The sequence below is a fragment of the Enterococcus sp. C76 genome, assembly GCF_040886985.1.
Lineage (GTDB): Bacteria > Bacillota > Bacilli > Lactobacillales > Enterococcaceae > Enterococcus_B > Enterococcus_B lactis.
Map to the genome: position 1 here is coordinate 1 of NZ_JBFOEY010000008.1, position 20,890 is coordinate 20,890.

General features: G+C 37.1%; 22 protein-coding genes. 17 read left to right on the forward strand and 5 right to left on the reverse strand.

Annotated features, from left to right (window positions below):
* Nucleotides 1–322 precede the first annotated feature (322 nt).
* The 4 genes from AB3I00_RS10640 (at nt 323) to AB3I00_RS10655 (ending at nt 6,231) form a co-directional block, all read left to right on the forward strand.
* The gene (locus AB3I00_RS10640) at nt 323–1,168 is read left to right on the forward strand and encodes a Cof-type HAD-IIB family hydrolase (RefSeq protein WP_368025188.1); all 846 of its coding nucleotides are present in this window, start codon (nt 323–325) and stop codon (nt 1,166–1,168) included.
* A gap of 197 nt (nt 1,169–1,365) precedes the next feature.
* Nucleotides 1,366–2,586: an exonuclease SbcCD subunit D gene (locus tag AB3I00_RS10645; protein WP_368025190.1), complete on the forward strand. Its 1,221-nt coding sequence runs from the start codon at nt 1,366–1,368 to the stop codon at nt 2,584–2,586.
* A complete protein-coding gene (locus AB3I00_RS10650; RefSeq protein ID WP_368025191.1) occupies nt 2,583–5,303 on the forward strand; it encodes an AAA family ATPase in 2,721 nt (906 codons plus the stop codon). Before AB3I00_RS10645 ends, AB3I00_RS10650 begins: the two co-directional genes overlap by 4 nt.
* Nucleotides 5,287–6,231 carry a 3'-5' exoribonuclease YhaM family protein gene (locus AB3I00_RS10655; RefSeq protein WP_002291331.1) on the forward strand — a complete coding sequence of 315 codons (945 nt, stop codon included), beginning with the start codon at nt 5,287–5,289 and terminating at the stop codon, nt 6,229–6,231. Before AB3I00_RS10650 ends, AB3I00_RS10655 begins: the two co-directional genes overlap by 17 nt.
* Nucleotides 6,232–6,298: 67 nt before the next feature.
* On the opposite strand, the gene AB3I00_RS10660 is transcribed toward AB3I00_RS10655, so the two are convergent.
* The 3 genes from AB3I00_RS10660 to AB3I00_RS10670 form a co-directional block, all read right to left on the reverse strand.
* Complete coding sequence (locus AB3I00_RS10660) at nt 6,299–7,309, reverse strand: peptidylprolyl isomerase (RefSeq protein WP_002291335.1); 1,011 nt, start codon at nt 7,307–7,309, stop codon at nt 6,299–6,301.
* 177 nt (nt 7,310–7,486) lie between these two features.
* Entirely contained in the window at nt 7,487–7,834 is a 348-nt protein-coding gene (locus tag AB3I00_RS10665; RefSeq protein ID WP_123838223.1) for a YtxH domain-containing protein, read from the reverse strand.
* Nucleotides 7,827–8,261 carry an HIT family protein gene (locus AB3I00_RS10670; RefSeq protein WP_002291337.1) on the reverse strand — a complete coding sequence of 145 codons (435 nt, stop codon included), beginning with the start codon at nt 8,259–8,261 and terminating at the stop codon, nt 7,827–7,829. Before AB3I00_RS10670 ends, AB3I00_RS10665 begins: the two co-directional genes overlap by 8 nt.
* Before the next feature lie 137 nt (nt 8,262–8,398).
* On the opposite strand from AB3I00_RS10670, the gene AB3I00_RS10675 reads away from it, so the two are divergent.
* The 4 genes from AB3I00_RS10675 to trmB all read left to right on the forward strand — a co-directional run bounded on the left by AB3I00_RS10675 (nt 8,399) and on the right by trmB (nt 12,056).
* Complete coding sequence (locus AB3I00_RS10675; RefSeq protein ID WP_002291338.1) at nt 8,399–9,136, forward strand: ABC transporter ATP-binding protein; 738 nt, start codon at nt 8,399–8,401, stop codon at nt 9,134–9,136.
* Complete coding sequence (locus tag AB3I00_RS10680) at nt 9,129–10,340, forward strand: ABC transporter permease (protein ID WP_002341133.1); 1,212 nt, start codon at nt 9,129–9,131, stop codon at nt 10,338–10,340. Before AB3I00_RS10675 ends, AB3I00_RS10680 begins: the two co-directional genes overlap by 8 nt.
* 202 nt (nt 10,341–10,542) lie before the next feature.
* Nucleotides 10,543–11,325 (forward strand): phosphotransferase family protein, encoded by a 783-nt coding sequence (locus tag AB3I00_RS10685; protein WP_002291341.1) that lies wholly within the window; start codon nt 10,543–10,545, stop codon nt 11,323–11,325.
* 68 nt (nt 11,326–11,393) lie between these two features.
* Nucleotides 11,394–12,056 (forward strand): tRNA (guanosine(46)-N7)-methyltransferase TrmB, encoded by a 663-nt coding sequence (gene trmB, locus AB3I00_RS10690; protein WP_104764747.1) that lies wholly within the window; start codon nt 11,394–11,396, stop codon nt 12,054–12,056.
* A gap of 113 nt (nt 12,057–12,169) precedes the next feature.
* Here the strand turns inward: trmB and ade are convergent, their stop codons facing one another.
* Nucleotides 12,170–13,897: an adenine deaminase gene (gene ade / locus AB3I00_RS10695; RefSeq protein ID WP_368025193.1), complete on the reverse strand. Its 1,728-nt coding sequence runs from the start codon at nt 13,895–13,897 to the stop codon at nt 12,170–12,172.
* 131 nt (nt 13,898–14,028) lie between these two features.
* On the opposite strand from ade, the gene comGA reads away from it, so the two are divergent.
* The 9 genes from comGA to AB3I00_RS10740 all read left to right on the forward strand — a co-directional run bounded on the left by comGA (nt 14,029) and on the right by AB3I00_RS10740 (nt 20,110).
* Complete coding sequence (gene comGA / locus AB3I00_RS10700; RefSeq protein ID WP_368025194.1) at nt 14,029–14,958, forward strand: competence type IV pilus ATPase ComGA; 930 nt, start codon at nt 14,029–14,031, stop codon at nt 14,956–14,958.
* Nucleotides 14,915–15,964 (forward strand): competence type IV pilus assembly protein ComGB, encoded by a 1,050-nt coding sequence (gene comGB, locus AB3I00_RS10705; protein ID WP_002291347.1) that lies wholly within the window; start codon nt 14,915–14,917, stop codon nt 15,962–15,964. Before comGA ends, comGB begins: the two co-directional genes overlap by 44 nt.
* Nucleotides 15,961–16,239: a competence type IV pilus major pilin ComGC gene (comGC, locus tag AB3I00_RS10710; RefSeq protein WP_002309938.1), complete on the forward strand. Its 279-nt coding sequence runs from the start codon at nt 15,961–15,963 to the stop codon at nt 16,237–16,239. Before comGB ends, comGC begins: the two co-directional genes overlap by 4 nt.
* On the forward strand, nt 16,214–16,684 hold the full coding sequence (gene comGD, locus AB3I00_RS10715; RefSeq protein WP_368025241.1) for a competence type IV pilus minor pilin ComGD: 471 nt from the start codon (nt 16,214–16,216) through the stop codon (nt 16,682–16,684). The genes comGC and comGD overlap by 26 nt, the downstream gene beginning before the upstream one ends.
* Nucleotides 16,656–17,003: a hypothetical protein gene (locus AB3I00_RS10720; protein ID WP_002315634.1), complete on the forward strand. Its 348-nt coding sequence runs from the start codon at nt 16,656–16,658 to the stop codon at nt 17,001–17,003. Before comGD ends, AB3I00_RS10720 begins: the two co-directional genes overlap by 29 nt.
* A complete protein-coding gene (gene comGF / locus AB3I00_RS10725) occupies nt 16,966–17,391 on the forward strand; it encodes a competence type IV pilus minor pilin ComGF (protein ID WP_002328904.1) in 426 nt (141 codons plus the stop codon). The genes AB3I00_RS10720 and comGF overlap by 38 nt, the downstream gene beginning before the upstream one ends.
* Nucleotides 17,363–17,722, forward strand: a complete 360-nt coding sequence (gene comGG, locus AB3I00_RS10730) for a competence type IV pilus minor pilin ComGG (protein WP_002291353.1) — start codon at nt 17,363–17,365, stop codon at nt 17,720–17,722. Before comGF ends, comGG begins: the two co-directional genes overlap by 29 nt.
* A 171-nt stretch (nt 17,723–17,893) precedes the next feature.
* Nucleotides 17,894–18,901 carry a class I SAM-dependent methyltransferase gene (locus tag AB3I00_RS10735; RefSeq protein WP_002291354.1) on the forward strand — a complete coding sequence of 336 codons (1,008 nt, stop codon included), beginning with the start codon at nt 17,894–17,896 and terminating at the stop codon, nt 18,899–18,901.
* A 24-nt stretch (nt 18,902–18,925) separates the two neighbouring features.
* The gene (locus tag AB3I00_RS10740) at nt 18,926–20,110 is read left to right on the forward strand and encodes an acetate/propionate family kinase (RefSeq protein WP_002291355.1); all 1,185 of its coding nucleotides are present in this window, start codon (nt 18,926–18,928) and stop codon (nt 20,108–20,110) included.
* Nucleotides 20,111–20,363: 253 nt separating this feature from the next.
* Here the strand turns inward: AB3I00_RS10740 and AB3I00_RS10745 are convergent, their stop codons facing one another.
* Nucleotides 20,364–20,834 (reverse strand): universal stress protein, encoded by a 471-nt coding sequence (locus AB3I00_RS10745; protein ID WP_002291356.1) that lies wholly within the window; start codon nt 20,832–20,834, stop codon nt 20,364–20,366.
* Nucleotides 20,835–20,890 lie beyond the last annotated feature (56 nt).

Sequence of the window (20,890 nt, forward strand, 5' to 3'; positions counted from 1 at the left end):
CAAGATGAACTAGAAATAGTTCATCTTTTTTTTGTTTAAATCTTTTACTAAATTGAACTAATAGAGTCTTCTATGAATATCGAAGTTAGTTTTCACCTACTTCGTTTTTTTATAGTTGGTTATTATAAAATAACGATATAATTGATTTTGATACAATACACGTTTATTTATAAATCAAAAATATAGAGAACAGTATACAAATGTCCGTTCCTATTCTTAAAATGATTCTTATACTTACTTAAATTAGGTATAATTAGTATATGTTTTGTGAGAAATTTAGACTTATAATCAGCAGTGAATGTATAATTAACGTATAGGAGACATGGATGAAATGAAACTAATTGGTATAGATTTAGACGGTACTCTTTTGAATTCTGACCAGAGCATTAGTCAAAAAAATGCAAGAACAATGCAACATTTACCTAAAGACTGTTTTCCATTCATTTGTTCTGGAAGAGAAGTAGAAGACATTAATAATATTCTCAAAAAATCTGGTTTAATGGTTCCAGCAGTAGGATTAAATGGTTCTGTTGGATTTGATGGAGAAAAAAAGATATTTGAGTCTTTTTTCGATAAAAAGGATGTAAAAAAAATTGATTCTGTCATATCGAAATTTCCAACTAAAATATATACGAATCTCGGAAGTTATGAATCGCAGAACTATAAAAATAAAATGAAAAAAATCTTTCACGAGGTAGGTAGTGAATTTTCTGTCAAGGAGTTGAACTATGAGCTTGAGTATGAAAAATCTATTTGTTCTATTCCTTATAATAATATTGAGGAAATTATAGAAAAGGATGATATCAGCATTTACAAATTTTTTATTTTTATTCCCAATCGTCAATTGAAAGCGAATATATTTAACCGTTTGAAAAAGATGCTAAATGTGACTGTTACTGAATCAGCACCTGTAAACATTGAAATCGTGCCTAAAAATGTATCGAAAGGCACGGTGTTTGATCGTTTGGAATCAATCTACAATTTAAAAAAACCTTTGAGAATCGCGATCGGGGATAGTTTAAATGACTTATCTATGTTTGAGAGTGCAGATATTAGTTTTGCAATGGGAAATAGTCATCAAGAGATCATGAAAAAAGCTGATTATATTACCGTTTCAAACGATAAAGACGGAGTATCTCAAGCTTTTGAAAGAATTCTTACCATATAAACTAATTTAGGGAGTATAGAATATAAATATTTAGGATTGTGACAAAAATCATGTCACAATCTTTTTTCGAATAAACTCATTTTTTGAAGCCAGCCATTTATCGTAATTTCTTTGCATAATACGAACAAATTTTCGGTTATTGATGAAAAAAAACATTGAAAATGGTATGATAAAAGAAAAAGAGGAGGGAATTTTTAATGGTGAAATTTATCCATGCGGCAGATTTACATATGGATCGGTCATTTGAAGGACTGACAACTCTAGATAAAACTGTACAGGAAAAACTATTGAAGACGAATCTGACCGTTTTATCAAATATCATTGAACAGGCAATAATAAATAACGTTGATTTTGTTTTACTTGCAGGAGATAATTTTCATCAAAATCGTCCTTCATTAAAAATACAGAAACATTTTTCAGAACAGATGAAACGGTTAGAAAAGAACCATATACCTGTATTTATAATATTCGGAAATCATGATTTCTATCAAAAAGAGCGGTATTGGTTCTCCTTTCCTAAAAATGTCTATTTATTTACATCCGAAACGGTAGAGACAAAAAAAATAACGATAAAAAGTGGCGAAACTGTCTCTCTCAGTGGATTCAGTTATCGACAACCCTGGATTCAAAAAGACAAAGTGATGGAATTTCCTTCTAGAGAACTCACAGATTACCATATTGGTTTGTATCACGGGGAACCTGGTACCTCGCAAAAAGGGAACTATGCCCCATTCCAACCTTCAAAAATGCAAGAAAAAGGATACGATTATTGGGCTTTGGGGCATATCCATGTGCCAACAGTTTTAAATGAAAAGCAAACCATCGTTTATCCAGGTGCGCCTCAAGGACACACTAAAAAAGAACAAACTTCTACGTCCATTCTACTTGTTGAATTAAGTAAAGGAAGTTGTCAAATACATCCGATTAAAGTAGCAGAGGTCTATTGGAAGACAAAGGAAATATCATTGAGGCAAGCGAAAACGACAAAAGAGGTCATTGTTCATATTCGTCAGCAACTTTCAAAAGTAGAAGATGGGTTTAGTTTAATTGAGATAAAATTAAAAGATTATGACCATCTCAATACAGATGTTCTAGAGAGAATACAATCAGGAGAGTTATTAGATTATCTGTTAGAGGAATTTTCAGATAGGATAAGGGATTTATTTATTTGGCGTATTTCTCTCATGGAGGATACTTTTTATGCGAAGATTCCACTTGCTGCTTCTGCTAAATTGATGGAACAGCTATTTCAATACTATCAGACACCTCAAGATTTCCAACAAATTTTAAATGAAGTATATAGTCACCAAGAAGCGGCTAAAATATTGAGCGAACTGCCGGAATATCAAGAAGAAACACTTGAAAAAGCCAAGCAGCTACTTAATCAAGATTTTTTATTTGAGGAGGATCAGGAATGAAGATTTTAAGGATCGAGATTGCTGCTTTTGGAAAATGGCGTCAAAAAAGTTTTGATTTTTATTCAGGTAATCAGCTGATCTATGGGGGAAACGAAGCAGGAAAATCAACGATTTATCAATTTATCCAAGCCATCTTATTTGGATTCCCTTCAAAAGGCCGTAAAAAAAAGGATTATACACCAAAAGACGGCTCAGCCTATGGCGGCAAAATATGGCTTATACATCCTGTATACGGTGAGTTTGCTGTCGAGCGCTATAAACAGCAAAATCGTGGAAAATCGAAGGTATGGCTGGGGAACCAAGTTGGAAGTGATGAATTACTAGAAAAACTGATTGCACCTTTGACGAAAGAGTTATTCCAGCAGGTATTTACTTTCCAGCAAGAACAGTTGATGGAACTAGATCACTTGAGAGAAAAAGAGCTACATGATGCACTGATTTCTTTAGGGATTACGGGCAGTTCTCAAGTATTCCAAAAAAGACAAGAATATTATCAGAAAGCACAACAGTTATTCAAGAAAAAAGGCCAAAAACTGCTGATCAATCAAAAATTAAATGAATGGAAAGAGCTTCAAGAAAAAATCCATCTAAAACAAGAACAGGAAGCTTATTTTGGCAAGTTGATCCAACAAGAACAGGAATACGAGTCGCAACAGCAACAGTTACTGGAACAACTACATGAGGCGAATAAACAATTTGCACTAGCCAGACAGCAAGAACTCAATTTTTCTTTATATGAAGAATGGCAATCCCTCAAAAAAAACATCGCCACAGGTCTTCCTGATGAACAACTTCTTCTTGATCTGGAGTCTTTTTCCAAACGGTATCAGCAAACAAATGAGCGTTTAGAAGAATTAGAAGCAACTCTGGAAAAGCATAGCGGGATGGATCAGCAGTCAGCTAGATATTATTTTTATTTAGAGCAGGAGCAAGAACTAAAAGACCTCCAACAACTCCAGTTTACAACGGAACAATTAAGCGAAGAATGGCAAAGACTTCAAATAGAGACTAGAGAAACAAATTCAGAATTGAAGATCTTGGAACAAAGATGGCAGTGGCAGAAAAATCCGTTACCGGAAGAATTTTTATATGAAGAAGAGTGGAAGAATCTTCTGGCTAAAGAAAGAAGGATTGCTGATCTAGAAAGCCAGATTTCTGTGCGTCTCCAGATAGCTAAAGAACAGCAAAAAATGATCGAAGCAGAAGTGAATGAGTTGGAAGAGACTTATCCAGCATTATTACAAAATCAGTCAGAGATAGCACCAACCCCTTCATCTAAACCCTATATGCTAATTGCTGGCGGAGCAATAATCATTGCAGGTATATTTGTACCAATGCCCTTAAAAGTGATCTTTTTATTGATTGGTGCAGGCATGGTGGGCTATTTCTTCTACAAACAGCATCCAAAGGTCAAACCTAAAAATGATTTCTCAGAAATAAAAGGAATGTGGCAAGAAAAACTAGGTCAGCTTGATTTAGCTTTAGCCCAATTAGCAGAAGCAGAAGAAAAACAAAAGAGAATCGAAGAAGAAAAACAGATTCTTCAGCAAGAAGTATATCGTTTTGCTGATCATCGGCACTTAGGAAAGATGGATACACTCAAACTCATGAAAGAATATGGGCAAGAAGTCATAGATTATCAGAAATTGTATGGCGTATTTGTGCGGAAACATAAAAGAGAGCAGGAAATCCAAGAAAAACTACAACAGATCGATCAGAAATTTGAGTTTGTTAAAGAATGGCTACCCATACAAGATAAGACGATCTCAGAAAAAATGGCTATGCTTTCCCGTTTTATCCAAGAAATGGAACAGATGAAATTTGCCAGAAGCTATCAGCAAAATACTTTATTGAAGCAAGAAATCAATCAATTGAAAAAGAAACAAAAAGTATGGATACAAGAATACAGCGAACAATTGAGCCAAGCTGGATTATCTTATCCTTCGGAAGTACCTGTCTTTTTACAAAAAGCCAAACAAGCCGAACAGCAGATGAAAAGGTACAATGAACTGTCAGAAATGCTTCGTCCACTGTTTCCTGAAGAACTGACGAAAGAGAAATTATCTGTAAGACTGCGGCAACTGAAAGAAAAACAAGGCCAACTACAGCAAGAAGAAAAAGAAGCAAGTGAAAATCGGCAACGACTCCAACTTCAAGTAGAAGAGCTGCAAAGAGACGGCACATTGGACGAACTCTATCAACAAGCTAGCCGACAAAAAGCAAAATTGCAGGAATTGCTGGAGGAATGGGGCGCATTTGAAATCGCAGGGACATTCTTAGGCGATCTTTCAACAGAGATGAGTGAGAGACAATTACCTCAGTTGTTAAAAGCAGCGGGTGATTATTTAGGTATTTTAACAAAAGGAAATTATCAGAAGATATTACTGAAAAACGATACACTGACTTTAACAGACGGATATACAGACTTTCCAATCTATGAGTTGTCTACAGGTACGAAAGATCAGCTGATTATGGCGATGAGGTTTGCTTACCTCTCGTTAGAAGCCAATCGTTCGATATGCCCGATCATCATAGATGATGGCTGGCTTCATTATGATCATCAGCGAAAGTATCAATTAGCTGAACTTTTAGCTAAATTTGGAGAAAAGTATCAAATAATTTGTTTTTCTTCTGATAAAGAAATGGTAAGCTATTACCATGAGATGAACCAAACCGTAAAACAATTAGAAGGAGCAAATAATGAAAAAAATTCGTGATTTAGTAATCGATGAGCAGTTTGAGCAATTTGTCCTGATCAAAAGTGCAGATGTAAGAATCGCTAAAAACGGAAAAAAATTTATTGCTTTTACTTTCCAAGATACTTCAGGTACCATCGATGGCAAGTACTGGGATGCTTCGGAAGAGGAAATCAACAAATTTACAGCCGGCACAGTCGTTTTTCTAAACGGTAAAAGAGAGGTTTATCAAGGGAACCCGCAAGTAAAGATTCTTCACATGCGTTTAACAAGGATGGATGAGCCAGGGGAACCTAGTTTATACATGGAAAGAGCCCCTTTGAAGAAAGAAGAAATGGAAGAAGAAATCAATCAATTATTATTTGAAATCACAAATGCACATTGGAATCGGATCGTTCGCTATCTACTCAATAAATACCAAAAACAATTTTTTGAGTTTCCGGCAGCCAAAAGAAACCATCATGCATTTGCCAGTGGATTAGCTTATCATACTTTGACAATGCTTCACTTAGGAAAATCAATTGCCGATGAATATCCTGAGTTGAATCGACCATTATTATATGCGGGTATCATTTTGCATGATTTAGGAAAGGTGATCGAACTTTCCGGTCCTATGTCGACAGAATATACGCTTGCAGGGAATTTAATCGGTCATTTGGTATTGATTGACGAAGAAATAACTAAAGCCTGTCTTGCGCTGAAAATCAGCGAAGCTGACGAAGACGTTCTCGTATTACGACATATGGTTTTAGCACATCACGGCCTATTAGAATATGGTTCACCTGTACGTCCAAGAATAATGGAAGCAGAAATATTACATCAAATCGACAATATTGATGCTTCCATGCAGATGATGTTGACTTCGATTCGTCAAACAGAACCAGGAAAATACACAGATCGGATTTTCGGTATGGACAACCGAAGTTTCTATGTACCAAAAGATTTATAGCAAAAATTTATTTTTTTCATTCAAAACAAAAAAGCGAGACATAAGTCTTCGCTTTTTTTGTTTTCTTTTATTTTGATGAATCAGTTGTTTCTTCAGTTGAAGATTCTTTTGTTGAATCAGTTGATTTTGTGTCAGAGCTCTTTGTTGAAGATGTGGCTTCACTTGAGTCTTTCGTACTTGATGAAGTTGTTGTGAATGCACTCAACACATTTTCAAAGGCATCATCTTTGATTTTTACATTTGCATCTTTTAATTCTTCACCGATTACTTTAGTCGTGAATGTATTATCACTTAATTTTGTTTCAGTAGCGATTTCTTTTAATTGATCTTTGTATTTATCCATGTCGTTGCCTTTATTTTGGTTTTTCACCATTTTGACAACATAGTATTCTGTTGCATAAGAAGTAGTATTTGTTGCAGTAATAACGTCAGAGACTTCGCCGTCTTTCAATTTGAAAGCTGCTTCTTTTACTTCTGCAGGAATGGTTGTTGTCGTCGAGTCGAATTTGACTTTACCGCCATCTTCTTTTGTCTCTGAATCAGTCGATTTGTCTTTGGCTAATTTAGAGAAATCATCCCCATCGTCCGCTGATTTTTTTACATCTTTGGCTTCATCTTCACTTGATAATTTGATGATTTGTGCTTCTACTTCTGGATGGAAAGATTCCCAAGCAGTTTTCAAATCATCATCTGTAATATCTACATGAGCCTTCAAACCAGCTTCAAAAGCTAGATTATTACGGATATATTCTTTATAAGAATCTTTCGTATACCCAGCAGTTTCTAATTGTGATTCAAAAGTATCACCTAAAGATTTCGCTTGTTTGTCGTATTCTGCATCCACTTGTTTATCTGTTACTTTATCGCCGTATTTGTTATTGAATACTTTATAGATGATCATCCGTTGTACTAATGATTGGTTCGATGATTCGAGCTTTGCTTCATCGTAGAAATCAGATACAGTGATCGTTCCGCCTTTCATCGTTGCGATATCTTTATTGGTATCGCCTGAACAAGCCGCTAGAGTTAAAACAGCCAACGCACTAGTAGCTGCCAAAATAATTGATTTTTTTTTCATTAATGTTTGCACTCCTGTAATTAGTTATTATTTTTTATATATTAACTATACCATATCCCATGCCCTTTAAAAGCGTTCTCGTGATAGTTTCAAACAAAATTCAAAATTTCATCACATTCCTTGGAAATGTGCAATTATTCCTCTATTAGACAGTCGTATCTGTTGAGAAAATGATCATTATTGCATTTGATCAGGATACTCAGGCAGATCAGCTGTTAGTTTTTCTACTTGTTCATTGATTTGGGCGATACGTGGTTCGGCCTGGAATTTAAAATCTTCGATATCTTTGTTGATGGCTTCTTGGAAAGCGGGAATCACAGATTCAGCTGTTTCTTTTGTCTCGATCAATGCGCTTTTAAAATGATCCAAGCTGTTATTTAAATCGTTTGTCAGAGTGGTTGCTTCTTCCAGTTCTTCAATCAGTTTTTTTCTTGTTTCGTTCCCACTCCTAGGTGCAAATAACAGACCTCCGACAGTTCCAGCAGCAGCTCCGAATAACAGTCCTTTGAAAAAGTTTTTAATCATCGCTGTGCACCTGCTTTACGATTGTTTCTTGAATAGCTTTTAGTTCTTCTGGTCCATAACTGTCTTGATGGTTGCCAAAGTGGATAGAAAAATCGTCCTCTTTGCTATAGCGAGGAACTAAATGGATATGTGAATGAAAAACAGATTGATAAGCTAATTCACGGTTGTTATTCAAGATATTAAGACCTTTCATTTCTGGAAAAGCTTTTTCTAATGCTTGAGCAATCTTAGGCACACGTGAAAAAACTTCTCCTGCAAGTTCAGGATCATATTCAAAAATATCTGCTACATGACGTTTAGGGACAACTAACGTGTGTCCTTTCGTTGCTTGAGAAATGTCTAAAAAAGCATAGACTTTGTCGTCTTCATAAATTTTATAGCTTGGGATTTCTTGATTGATGATTTTGCAAAAAATACAGTTTTCCATAAAAAACATCCTTTCCATAAAGAATAAATACTTCAGCTTAACTTTACCATAAGTTAAAGCCATTGTAAGGAAAAAAACAAAATACCGTCATTTTCTTCGTGGTATAATAAATAAAAATAAATGGCGGAGGAAAAAGAATGAGTTTAATTATCGATCATGTCACAGGAGGGTATGGCCATCTCCCTGTGTTAAAAGACATCAGTTTCAACGTACAGCCTGGAGAGATAGTAGGATTGATCGGGCTGAACGGAGCAGGGAAAAGTACAACCATCAAGCACATTATCGGTCTGTTGGAACCTTCAAAGGGAACGATAGAAATCAATCATCTATCTTTAAAGAAAAATACAGAAGAATATCGTAAACAAATTGGGTATATTCCAGAGACGCCTTCTTTATATGAAGAATTGACTTTGAGGGAACATATCGAAGTCACTGCGATGGCCTATGATATACCTATGGATACAGCAATGAAAAGAGCTGAAAAGCTGTTGGAGACTTTCCGTTTGTCTAATCGCCTTGACTGGTTTCCGGCTAATTTTTCAAAAGGGATGAAGCAGAAAGTGATGATCTTATGCGCCTTTTTGATCGAGCCTTCTTTATATATCATTGATGAACCATTCTTAGGATTGGACCCACTAGCTATCAATGCGCTGCTTGAATTGATGGTAGAGATGAAAAAAGAAGGAGCCGGTATTTTGATGTCTACGCATATTTTAGCTACTGCAGAAAAATACTGTGACCGTTTTGTGGTCTTACATAACGGAGAGATACGAGCAGATGGGACCCTTGAGATGTTGAGAAAAGAATTTCATCTGCCGGATTCTTCTTTGGACGAAATCTATATCGCTTTAACAAAGGAGCAGGCACATGAGTAGTTTTTTTCAAAAACGTTTAGCAAGGCATCAAAAGAAAATGATGAAATATATGCGCTATGTGTTGAACGATCATTTTGTTTTAGTTTGTCTTTTCTTAATTGGTGGCGTGGGATTGTACTATTCTAGCTGGTTGAAAACCTTGCATCCGCCTTTTGCACTTGGGGGAATGATAATCTCTGTATTTTGGATGCTCTGTTTATTTGTAGGCAAGATGGCTACTTTTGCGGAGGCAGCAGATATTGTTTTTTTACTTCCGAAAGAAAAAGAAATGCAGACCTATTTGGAACGAGCTTTTCGCTATTCTTGCATTTTTCCGATGATCCTTTTGATATTGGCATGCGGATTTGCTATGCCATTAGTGGTGGTTAGTACTCAGCAAGTCTTTTCGATGTTTTTCGTCTATCTGATCATATTATGGAGTTTGAAATTCAGTCATCTGCAAATCAAGCGAGCAGAATTGTTTCGGCTAGATCAACAGGTCATTCGTTATTGGAAAACAGGTTGGTTACTTTCTTCTATGCTCATTTTGCTTCTTTCATTTTATTGGCTGGTCTGGGCAGGGGTAGCAGGTGCATTGGTACAGGCAAGTCTATATTATTGGTTTTTGTGGAAGCAACAGGAAAAAGGATTGGATTGGGAGAAAATGGTGCACGCAGAAGAACAAAGGTTGCATCAAATCTATCAATTTATTAATTTATTCACCGATGTTCCTGAAATTACGGCAAAGGTAAAAAGAAGACGCTACTTGGATCCTCTATTGACTCATATTAAGAGAGAATCAAAAAACACTTATCTTTACTTGTTTGCAAGAAGATTGGCAAGAGGTTCTGATTTTAGTGGTCTTTATTTCCGGTTAGTAATTATAGGTGGGCTATTGATTTTCGGAGTGATCGACTTTTATTTTAGTCTGATAATCGGTTCTTTATTTTTATATTTGATCGGTTTCCAATTGTTGCCTTTAGCGAGCCAGTTCCGCTATATGGTGCTCGTTCAGCTTTATCCGATCCATGAGAATCAGAAGAAGCAGGCGATCCAGTATCTGCTCACATGGGTATTAGTTATCGCATCGGTTATCTTTGGGTTGATTGCTGCAGTCGTATTGGATGGTCAGCAGCGATGGGTTCCGCTAGCGGCTTATTTGATTGTTACGGGTCTCTTTGTTAAACTATATGTACCAACTCGTTTGAAGAAGATGTCAGACTGAAAACAAAGCTGTGTAGGATAAAAATGAACTGAAAAATAGAGCGTTGACAGTAAGAATGCTGTTCGTTCTATTTTTTTTGAGAAAAGTCGGTTTTTTGAATGGCAAATAAATGAAAAAGAACGTATATGTGCTTGACGTGTAGTGATCAGGCGACTAGAATAATAAGTACTGCAAAACAAAGAGTAAGAGGACGGGAGAATGCATGATGGAGTTTCAGTTAGACCAAGAGTGGCGGTTACGTCCCATCAAAGGCGATACAGGAAAAACATACATAGGCATGCGTGATGAAGACAAAGTCTTTATTAAACGAAACACGACTCCGATGTTGGCTGCTCTTTCAAGGGAAGGAATTACACCAAAACTTGTTTGGACAAAACGAACGGGGAATGGCGATACCTTGACAGCACAAGAATGGCTAGAAGGCCGCTTGCTAACTCCTAATGAGATTGGTCAAAGAAATGACGTAATTGATGTTTTGTACCATTTACATCATTCAAATTCTCTTAAAACCATGCTGACCCGTATCGGCGGACGTGTTATGACGCCGGAGAAGATGTTGCAAAAATATGAAAAAGAATTACCAGAAGAACTCCAGAAAAATCAATTTCTGCAAATCGTCCATCGATTTCTTCGTGAGCAGATCCCGCCGATAGATAAGGAAAATCTATCAGTAGTGCATGGAGATGTAAATCATCGAAACTGGTTAGTATGTAAAAATTATTTATATCTTGTGGATTGGGATTCAATCATGTTTGCAGACCCTGCGGTAGATATTGCAACGATTTTAGGAAATTATGTGCCTCTATCCAGTTGGAATCAATGGCTGATCAGTTATGGCATACGTCCGACTGACGAAATGCTTGAAAAGTTTCACTGGTATGCGGCCATGAATTTGCTCCAAGAAATCACTAGATACTGCAAACGTGAAGATCATCGACGAATGAACGAAGAAATTTTACAATTAAAACGAATTTTCAGTGGCTGAGGTTTGGCCCAAACTCTGCGGAGATTTGGCCAGACCTTTTTAATTAGAGAAAGGAATGGAGATAAATAATGCGTGTCCGAAATCGTCCGGGAGCAGCGGAAATGTTAGCGGCTCACCCGAATTTTGTAATTAGTGATCCAACATTGTGGAAGGGAAAATGGAATGAATTGTTTGGAAACAATCATCCAATCCATATTGAGATTGGAATGGGGAAAGGCCAGTTCATCACTGGAATGGCAAAAGCCCATCCTGAAATCAATTATATTGGAGTAGAAATGCAAGTAAGTGTTGTTTCTATAGCATTAGACAAGTTGATCGAACAACCGCTTCCTAACCTGAAGCTTCTGCATGTGGATGGATCAGCATTGACAGAATATTTCGCTGACAGCGAAGTAGATCAGATCTATCTGAATTTTTCTGATCCATGGCCGAAAAAACGACATGAAAAACGGCGCTTGACATACAAAACTTTTCTTGCTGTAGATGAACAGATCCTCCGCCCAAATGGAGAAATCCACTTCAAAACAGATAATCAAGGATTGTTTGAGTATTCGCTGGCAAGTTTTTCTCAATATGGCATGATCCTCAAACAGGTATGGTTGGATTTGCATCAAAGTCAATTTGAAGGCAATATTATGACGGAGTATGAAGAAAAATTTTCTTCGAAAGGTCAACGTATTTATCGAGTAGAAGCTCGATTTCAAGATAAGACCAAAAAGAAAAGTCTGTGAATGAACTTTTTACTTTCATAAAAATATAAATCAAATCCCAGAAAACACATTACATCTGTCATGTGCATTTTCTGGGACTTTTTTGATTTAAGATATACCTATTTCCTCGGTTTTCAACAAGGTGGAATCAATTGGAATCGAGAGAATGAAAATAATCCTTTGTCGGTGATCTTCAATTCGGGTATGACAGATAAGGTTAAGAAAGAAAGTGTCAAAAAAGGATCAAAGGTTTTAGCTGCCCCTAGTTGATGTGTTTCAGCTATTAATTCATTCAGCTGTTCATTGACGAGCGAAAAAGGTTCCTGTGTCATGATGCCGCCTATCGGTAGAGGAAGACAAGCTATTTCCTTCTGTTTGTTGACAACAGTCATCCCGCCACCTTTTTGAATCAAAAGATTAGCAGCATACAGCATATCCTCATCATTTGTCCCCACGACAACTAGATTATGAGAGTCATGAGCAATCGTTGTCGCTATCGCCCCTTGTTTCAGCTGAAATCCTTTTACGATGCCTAACCCAATATTTCCGGTTTGATGGTGACGCTCGATCACCGCAATCTTTAATTGGTCTTTTTCGATTGAAGGAATGAATCGTTCGCCTTGTCGGTCCACTTTTTCTACCAAATCGTTCGTGACGAGACTATTCGGGATAATTTCGATCACATGGGCTTGCGAAGAAGGGAGAAGCAGCTCTAACGAACGAGGGTGCAATGGTTGAGCATTTAGGTTTGGTAGACAGCATGTATATGGATTTGAATGATCAGCAAATAAATGGTCTTCGAGTTGACCAGATTGGACGACCAATGTTCCCTTATAGAAAACTTCATGAATTGGCAGCTTGGTAAGATCGTCTGTTAAGAAGAAATCAGCTTGATACCCAGGAGCAATCGCACCTAGTGTTTTCAAATCAAAACATTCTGCTGCATTCAATGTTGCCATCTGGATTGCCTGTAACGGATCAATTCCCATTGAAATAGCTTGACGGACGATATGGTCAATTGATCCTTCTTTAACTAAATCATTGATGAGTTTATCATCGGTGACAAAGAAGCATCTTCTTGAATTATCAGGCGTGATCGCCGGTAGTAGCGAGGCCAGATCTTTTGCAACGGTCCCTTCTCGAACCATTAAATACATACCAAGATCCAAACGTTCTTTAGCCTCTTTTGCAGTTGTAGCTTCATGATCCGTCCGAATACCAGCTGCGGGATAAACATTTAATTCTTCCATGCTGATACCAGCTGCATGTCCGTCAATCTTTTTCTTATGCTGGTGCATCAATTGGATCTTTTCTAAGATATCTGCTTCATTATTTGCTACTGCTTGATAGTTCATGACTTCAGCTAAACCTAAAACTTCGGGATTTTGTAAAAAAGGTGCCAGATTTTTGGCATTTAGATTTGCACCATTTGTCTCAAATGGGGTGACAGGTACACAAGAAGGGAGCATAAAGAAAATATTCATAAGCGTTTGTCTTGCGTCTTCTATCATAAATTGAAGACCAGTACTCCCAGCGATGTTTCCTATTTCGTGGGGATCTGTTACTACAGTAGTGACTCCATGAAGCAAGGATACTTTTGAAAATTCACTTGGTGATAAAAGTGAGCTTTCAATATGCACATGGCCATCAATGAATCCTGGTACTAGATATTGCCCATTAGCATTATGTACGCTTTTTCCTTCATATTCACCAATCCCTACGATCATTCCTTCGTAAATCGCTACATCTTTTTCCATGATCTCTTTCGTAAAGACATTGACGATCTTAGCCTGTTTGATCACTAGATCAGCGGGCTTTTTTTTACTTGCTACTTCGATGTATCTCTTTAATGTTGATTCCAATGGAATGCCTCCCAAGATAAATTTTTATAAGTATAACATAAATTCGTTTTTTGCCAATGTTTTTTAATAAATTCATTTTATTTGAAACAAAAAGTTCAAAAAGACGTATATTTTTTGTGGAGGGGAGAATAATGGAAATAAAACGATTATCCGATCGAATGATAAGTGAAAGTTTCGCCAAACATGCCCAAGACGTATATGTCTTGCCAGCTTCAGAAGTATTTTACATCTATTTTCGCTATGGAAAAAAACGAACATTCTGGAAGGAAGTATCTTCGGCAGATGGCCAGCAATTGATTTCAAGATTTAAGTATTTGGGACAAATGGATATCGGAGAAAAAAGAAAAGCTCAATTAGGTGCATTGACCTATTCTTTAGAAAAACAGAAGGTTCGGTTACGACTGTCTTCTGTAGGAGATTACCTTCAACGAGAAAGCTTAGTGATTCGGCTATTATACGGTATTTCTGAAACACCTCATCGTTGCTTTAATTCTCTAGATTTTGAAACTATTTTGCAGAAAACCTTTAGACGTGGATTATATCTATTCAGCGGACCAGTCGGATCAGGCAAGACTTCATTGATGTATCGGTTAGCTTTGAAAGAAAAACGGCAAGTAATCACGATTGAAGATCCTGTAGAGATCGAAGAACCATTCTTTCTGCAATTGCAGATCAATCCCAAAATAGCACAGACTTATGACACACTTTTGAAGCTCGCATTACGGCATCGCCCTGATTTGTTGATCATTGGCGAAATAAGAGATGAATCAACTGCACATGCTGCGGTAAGAGCTGCACTAACGGGACATCGGGTATTCGCAACCGTACATGCACGCAATCTTGAAGGTACATTGATCAGAATCCATGAACTAACAAAGAAAAAAGAAGAGCTATCTGAATGTCTAGCTGGAGTCATTTATCAAGAACTTTTGGAAGATGCCGATCACCATCCTTCTGTCTTGTGGAGTTATCAATTTATGGAGGAAGAACCAGTAAAAAAATCATGGGAGGAAAGCTATGAAGAAGCTCAGAAAAAAACTTGGCAGTCAGAACTATTCTAAAGGACTGACAAGAAGCCAGCAAAACCAGTTTGCACAAACCATGGGAGAACTGCTTTTAACTGGTTTTAGTTTGCAAGAATCCCTTTATTTATTACTCACGATCCGTTCGTTCCAGCCTGCTATTTTGGCAAACATCCAACATCAGCTAAAGGAAGGACAACCGTTTAGTGAAGTACTTTCGCAAACAGGGTATGGAGCAGAACAACTGGTACAGATCGAATTAGCTGAACTTCACGGGAATCTGCCGGCAACTTTGTTGGAAATTGCCAAACAGTTTCGTCTGGTCGAAGGATTTCGCAATGATTTGAAAAAGCTGCTTGCCTATCCGATGCTATTGCTCACCTTTTTGCTAGGTATCTTATTTAGTATGCGTTTGCTCGTTTTACCTCAGCTTATTGGTTCAGGGATGGTTATGGAAGAGCATTGGGGGATTCAGCTGATACAAGTCTTTCACTGGTACGTTCTACTATTTATCCTCGTGGTTGCTTTATTGACTTTTCTAGTAAGGTATCGGCTGATGAAATTGTCTCCTATTGATCGGAGTGAATGGATCAGCAGACAATTGGTGATTGGGCCGATATATTCCTTGTATCAATCTGCTTATTTGTCGCTAGAGATTGGCAAACTTTTTCATGAAGGTTTCGAATTAAGGCAAATCATCGTTTGCTTGAAGGAGACGAAACAAGAAAGTCTCCTTCAACACCTTGCTTCCAAGATGATACAAGGATTGGAGGCCGGTATACCATTAGCTGATCAGTTCCAGAATTACCGTTTTCTATCTGAAGAATTCAGCAAGATTATTTTGCAGGGAGAGGCAAAGGGAAATTTAGGGAAAGAGCTGATATTTTACAGCGAATGGACAAGAAAACAGCTTTTCAAACGACTTCAGCACTGGCTGCATTTTATTCAGCCAATCATTTTTTTGGGCGTAGCGGTTTTGATTTTACTGGTTTATGCTGCTGTTTTATTACCTGTTTATGGAAGTATCGAGGAGGTCTTGCCATGAAAAAGAAAAGAACACCTTATTATAGCGGTTTTACATTAATCGAAATGCTGATCGTTTTACTGATCATCAGTGTACTAGTACTGTTGTTTGTCCCCAATTTGTCACGTTATAGGAATCATGTAGACCAAGAAAGTCGTGAAGCAATCATTCAGTTGGTAGACACACAAAAAGAGCTCTACGCGCTTCAAAACAATGGAAGAATCCCTACCGTGGAGGAATTATTGAATGAAGGCTATATCAAACGAGAACATGCAGACATCTACCAGCGGCCTTGAAGGTAAAACATTAGCATCAGGATATACGTTGGTTGAGTCACTATTACTGATTTTATTGCTTACCACAATCCTTTCTTTTCCAGTTCTCGCATTTTCTGCATGGAAGAATGAATTGGCAGTCTATCAATTTTTCAGCCAGTTTGAAAAACGAATCTATACCACTCAAAAAATCGCTATTGTGAACCAAATCCAAACAGGTTTTTATTGGAACAATGACGAAAATCAGATCATTTTTCGTATGTCCCAACCCGATGAAGCGAGCTGGAAAGTATTAGATATTCCTGATGAGATTACCTTGAAACGCCATGCTTCCATCACTTTTGCTGCTGGAACAGGAAATGAAAGTTCACTAAAAGCGTATCAATTTTATTGGGAAGAAAAAGGGCAAACGATTACGTATCAATTCCAGATGGGGAGTGGACGCTATACAAAAAGAATTGAATAGAAAAGGGTTTATTTTATTAGAGTCCCTTACAGCGCTGATGATTGCTTCCGTCTGTGTGTACTTAGTGAGTTTTGGTCAGCTTTTTTTACTTCAGGCAGAAAAGAACAGCGGGGAGGAAATGCTACTTATTCGAATGGTTTACGAAGATACCAAGACACAGCGGATATATCACAAAAGACCAGAGCGAAGTGAAGAAATGATTATGTACGATATCCAAATTGTCGAAAATAATGGAGTAATCGAAAAAGTGCTTGTCAATATGGAGAAAGAAGCGATCAATATTGAAAAAACAAGAAATCCCGGCATTTACGCTGATTGAATGTCTAATCGGACTAATGATAGTAAGCAGTATATTGCTGTCATTCAATCTTTTGATCCAGCAAACCATCCAAGTAAGTGACTTTCTGCAGCGTAAAGATCAAAAAGAGTGGCTGATATTTTTAGCACAATTAGAAGAGGAACTTAACAGCAGTCACAATGTTTCCGTGAAAAATCAGCAATTGCATTACACTGTAGAGGATAAACAGTACATCATCGAAAGATATCAGACGATGATACGTAAAAGAAGAACTTCCGGCGGACATCAACCTATGTTAACAAGTATCACTGAGCTTCAATTATTGGAAAAAGAACACACAATTTCTTTTTATGTACACTTTGAAAATGGAGAAGATGGATATGCCATATGGACAAAAAATGATCAATAGAAAATGTTGTAAGGGCTCTATTTTATTTTCTGTGTTGCTTTTATTTCTTTTATGTACATTTTTATTGACGGCAGCATTAGAAAGCTATCGTTTGTCAATGGATCTGAATATACGAATAAAAAATTATTATATAGCAAAAATAATGAAACAGATGGCTCTATCGGAACAGTCTATACTTGCTGAGAAGTCGGAAGGGATTTTTTACTACACAACGGGATCTGTAACATATCAATGGGTACAACAGTCTCTATTCTTGGAGGTAGAAGTCTCGCCGTTTATCTTTCGATTCATAGAAGAAGTAAAAAATGATACAGATACTGGTACAGAATGAGGAATTGTTCGTGAAAACGCCCTCTTTTCTGTTATAACACTGTTTTTAATAAAAAAATGTTTGCCGTTTCACAAATAAAAAACAGTGAAAACGATTGAAATTTTGTCAATTGTTCGATAGAATTAAACAGGTGAAAAAATTGTTATAATATATCTAGAAATGAGGTGCACCATGTTACCAGAAAAAATGGAACAAGGGTTCAATCAGAACCTGGAAGCTATTCAGCTTTTACAGAATGCATTGGGAACTTCCTTTTTAGAAGCCTATGTCGAAAATGCAGAAAATCTAATAGATGATTATCAAGTACGTGTGGTGGATGGAGTGCCGACAAAAGAGACAGCACAACGGATCACAGCTCTTTATGAAGAGTTGAAAAAACTTTCTTTCGAGCCAGAAGAATGGCGCAGATTGTCTCAACTGCTTTTATTGAAGGGCAACCAGACAGAACATCTGCAGGCGAACCATCAACTCACTCCTGATAGTATCGGTTTTTTATTTGTTTTTCTTATTGAACAACTATACACAAATAAAAAGGAACCAGTTAAGATTCTGGATATTGCGGCAGGAATGGGCAACTTGTTATTAACAGTTCTTTTAAACCTATCGAATGCGGGGTATCAAACAGAAGGATTTGGTGTGGATATTGATGATACATTGTTGGCTGTGGCAGCTTCTACAAGTGATTTGACACAAGCAAATGTTCAATACTTCCATCAAGACGGGTTGCAGGATTTATTAATCGATCCTGTCGATTTTGCAATCAGCGATTTGCCGATCGGTTATTATCCGAATGACGAAAAAGCAAAAGAATTTTTAACAAGTACCGAAGAAGGCCACAGTTATGCACATCATTTATTGCTGGAGCAATCAATGAAATACGTGAAGCCGGATGGTTTTGGTTTGTTTTTGATGCCAAGCGGTTTTTTAGAAACGGATCAAAGCGAAGAAATCAAAAAATGGTTTAAAGAAGAAGGCTATCTTCAAGGAATGATTCAATTGCCAGATGAGTTGTTCCGCAACAAACAATCACAAAAAAGTATTTTGATCTTACAGAAAAAAGGACCACAAGCAAAACAAGTAAAAGAAGTACTGCTTGTGAAACTTGCTTCACTAAAAGAACCAGAGAAGGTGACGGAATTTTTCAACGAGTTTAAAAACTGGAAATCATCTGCTCTGTAATCATTCAACGAGAAGGAGAGTCATATGTCTAAAACAATTGCAATCAATGCTGGGAGTTCAAGTTTGAAGTGGCAATTATATCAAATGCCAGAAGAAACCGTAGTTGCGAAAGGGATCGTCGAACGTATCGGTTTACAAGATTCTATTTTTACGATCAAGTACGGCGATAGTCAAAAATTCGAACAAATCATGGATATCGAAAACCACGAAGTAGCAGTAAAAATGCTGTTAGATCAGTTGATTGAACTGCAAATTTTAAGTTCTTATGATGAAATCACCGGTGTAGGGCACCGTGTTGTTCACGGAGGAGAAACTTATGGGGATTCAGTAGTGATCGATGAGGGAGTAATGGACCGCATTGCTGAATTAGCAGAATTTGCTCCTTTGCATAACCCTGCTAACCTGATGGGAATCAAAGCCTTTAAAAAGATTTTACCTGACATTTTGAGCGTAGCTGTATTCGATACATCTTTTCACTCAACAATGCCAAAGCAAAATTATTTATACAGCTTGCCAGTGTCTTATTACGAAGATTTCAAAGTAAGAAAATATGGCTTCCATGGCACAAGCCATCGTTATGTATCGGAACGTGCAGCAAAATTATTGAACAAACCGATTGAAGAGCTAAAAATCATTACTTGCCACTTAGGAAACGGAGTATCAATCACAGCTGTAAATGGTGGTAAATCCATGGATACTTCTATGGGATTCACGCCATTAGCTGGTGTGACAATGGGTACGCGTTCAGGCGATATCGATCCAGCTGTTCTTCCATACTTAATGGAAAAATTAGAGATTGATATTGATGAAATGATCAATGTTTTGAATAAAAAATCTGGTTTGCTAGGCCTAACAGGATTGTCTAGCGATATGCGTGATCTTGAAAAAAACTATGAAAAAGAACACATTCGTTTAGCTTATGATATCTTCGTGGATCGCATCCGAAAATATATCGGCGGATACGTGACAACGATGAATGGTGTCGATGCAATCGTCTTTACTGCTGGTATCGGCGAAAATGACGGACATGTACGCAATGAAATCATTAAAGGTATGTCTTGGTTTGGCTGTGAAATCGATCCAGCGTTGAATGAATTGCATGGTGAAGAAGTAGATATCTCTACAAAAGAATCAAAAGTAAGAGTATTAGTGATTCCAACAGATGAAGAACTAATGATTGCCCGTGACGTGGAGCGTTTGCGCGGCTAAAAATACACGCGTGTTCTCTTTAGAAAATGGATAATTTTATATCCGTTTTCTAAGAGGACATGCTTTTTTATTTTTTACACAGAAGGATCTGAATATAAAGAAGTGAGTGAATCTAAGTATTCTTTGAATCGTGAGAGGAAAGACGCTCAATAAGCGAATTTATTTTTTGAAGAACAAAAAAAGCTGTGTCCAGACAAGTGATCTTCAAAAGTTTTACTTTTGAGATCCCCTCTGAAACACAGCTTTTCATCAATTAGTCTTTTTTAGGAGGCAATTGGTTTTCTAAATCAGTTCGAACAACAAGCACATCGCAAGCCGCGTTTCTAATAACGTATTCAGAAACAGAACCAATAAATAAACGTTCTACAGCATTCAATCCTGTAGCTCCTAACATAATCAAGTCTACTTGATTATCTTCTGGGATTTCTTTCGCAATCAGTTGTTTTGGTGAGCCATATTCTACGACAGAGGTTACATTATTCAAGCCAGCTTTCTTTGCGTTGCTTTCATAATCTGCCAATGTTTGCTTTGCCATTTCAGTAGCTTGTTCTGCCAACATTCCATCAAATGATGAAACGGTTTGGAAAGAACGTGTGTCAATGACATGTGCTAATAGAAGTTCTCCGTTATTTCGGATAGCTACATTGACCGCCTTTTTAAAAGCTAATTCAGCTTCATCAGAACCATCCACGGCAACCATGATTTTTTTGTATTGTTGTAACATAAGCATTCACTCCTCAAGTCAATCGTGTTGTACTCTTTTATTGTAGAACACTTTGT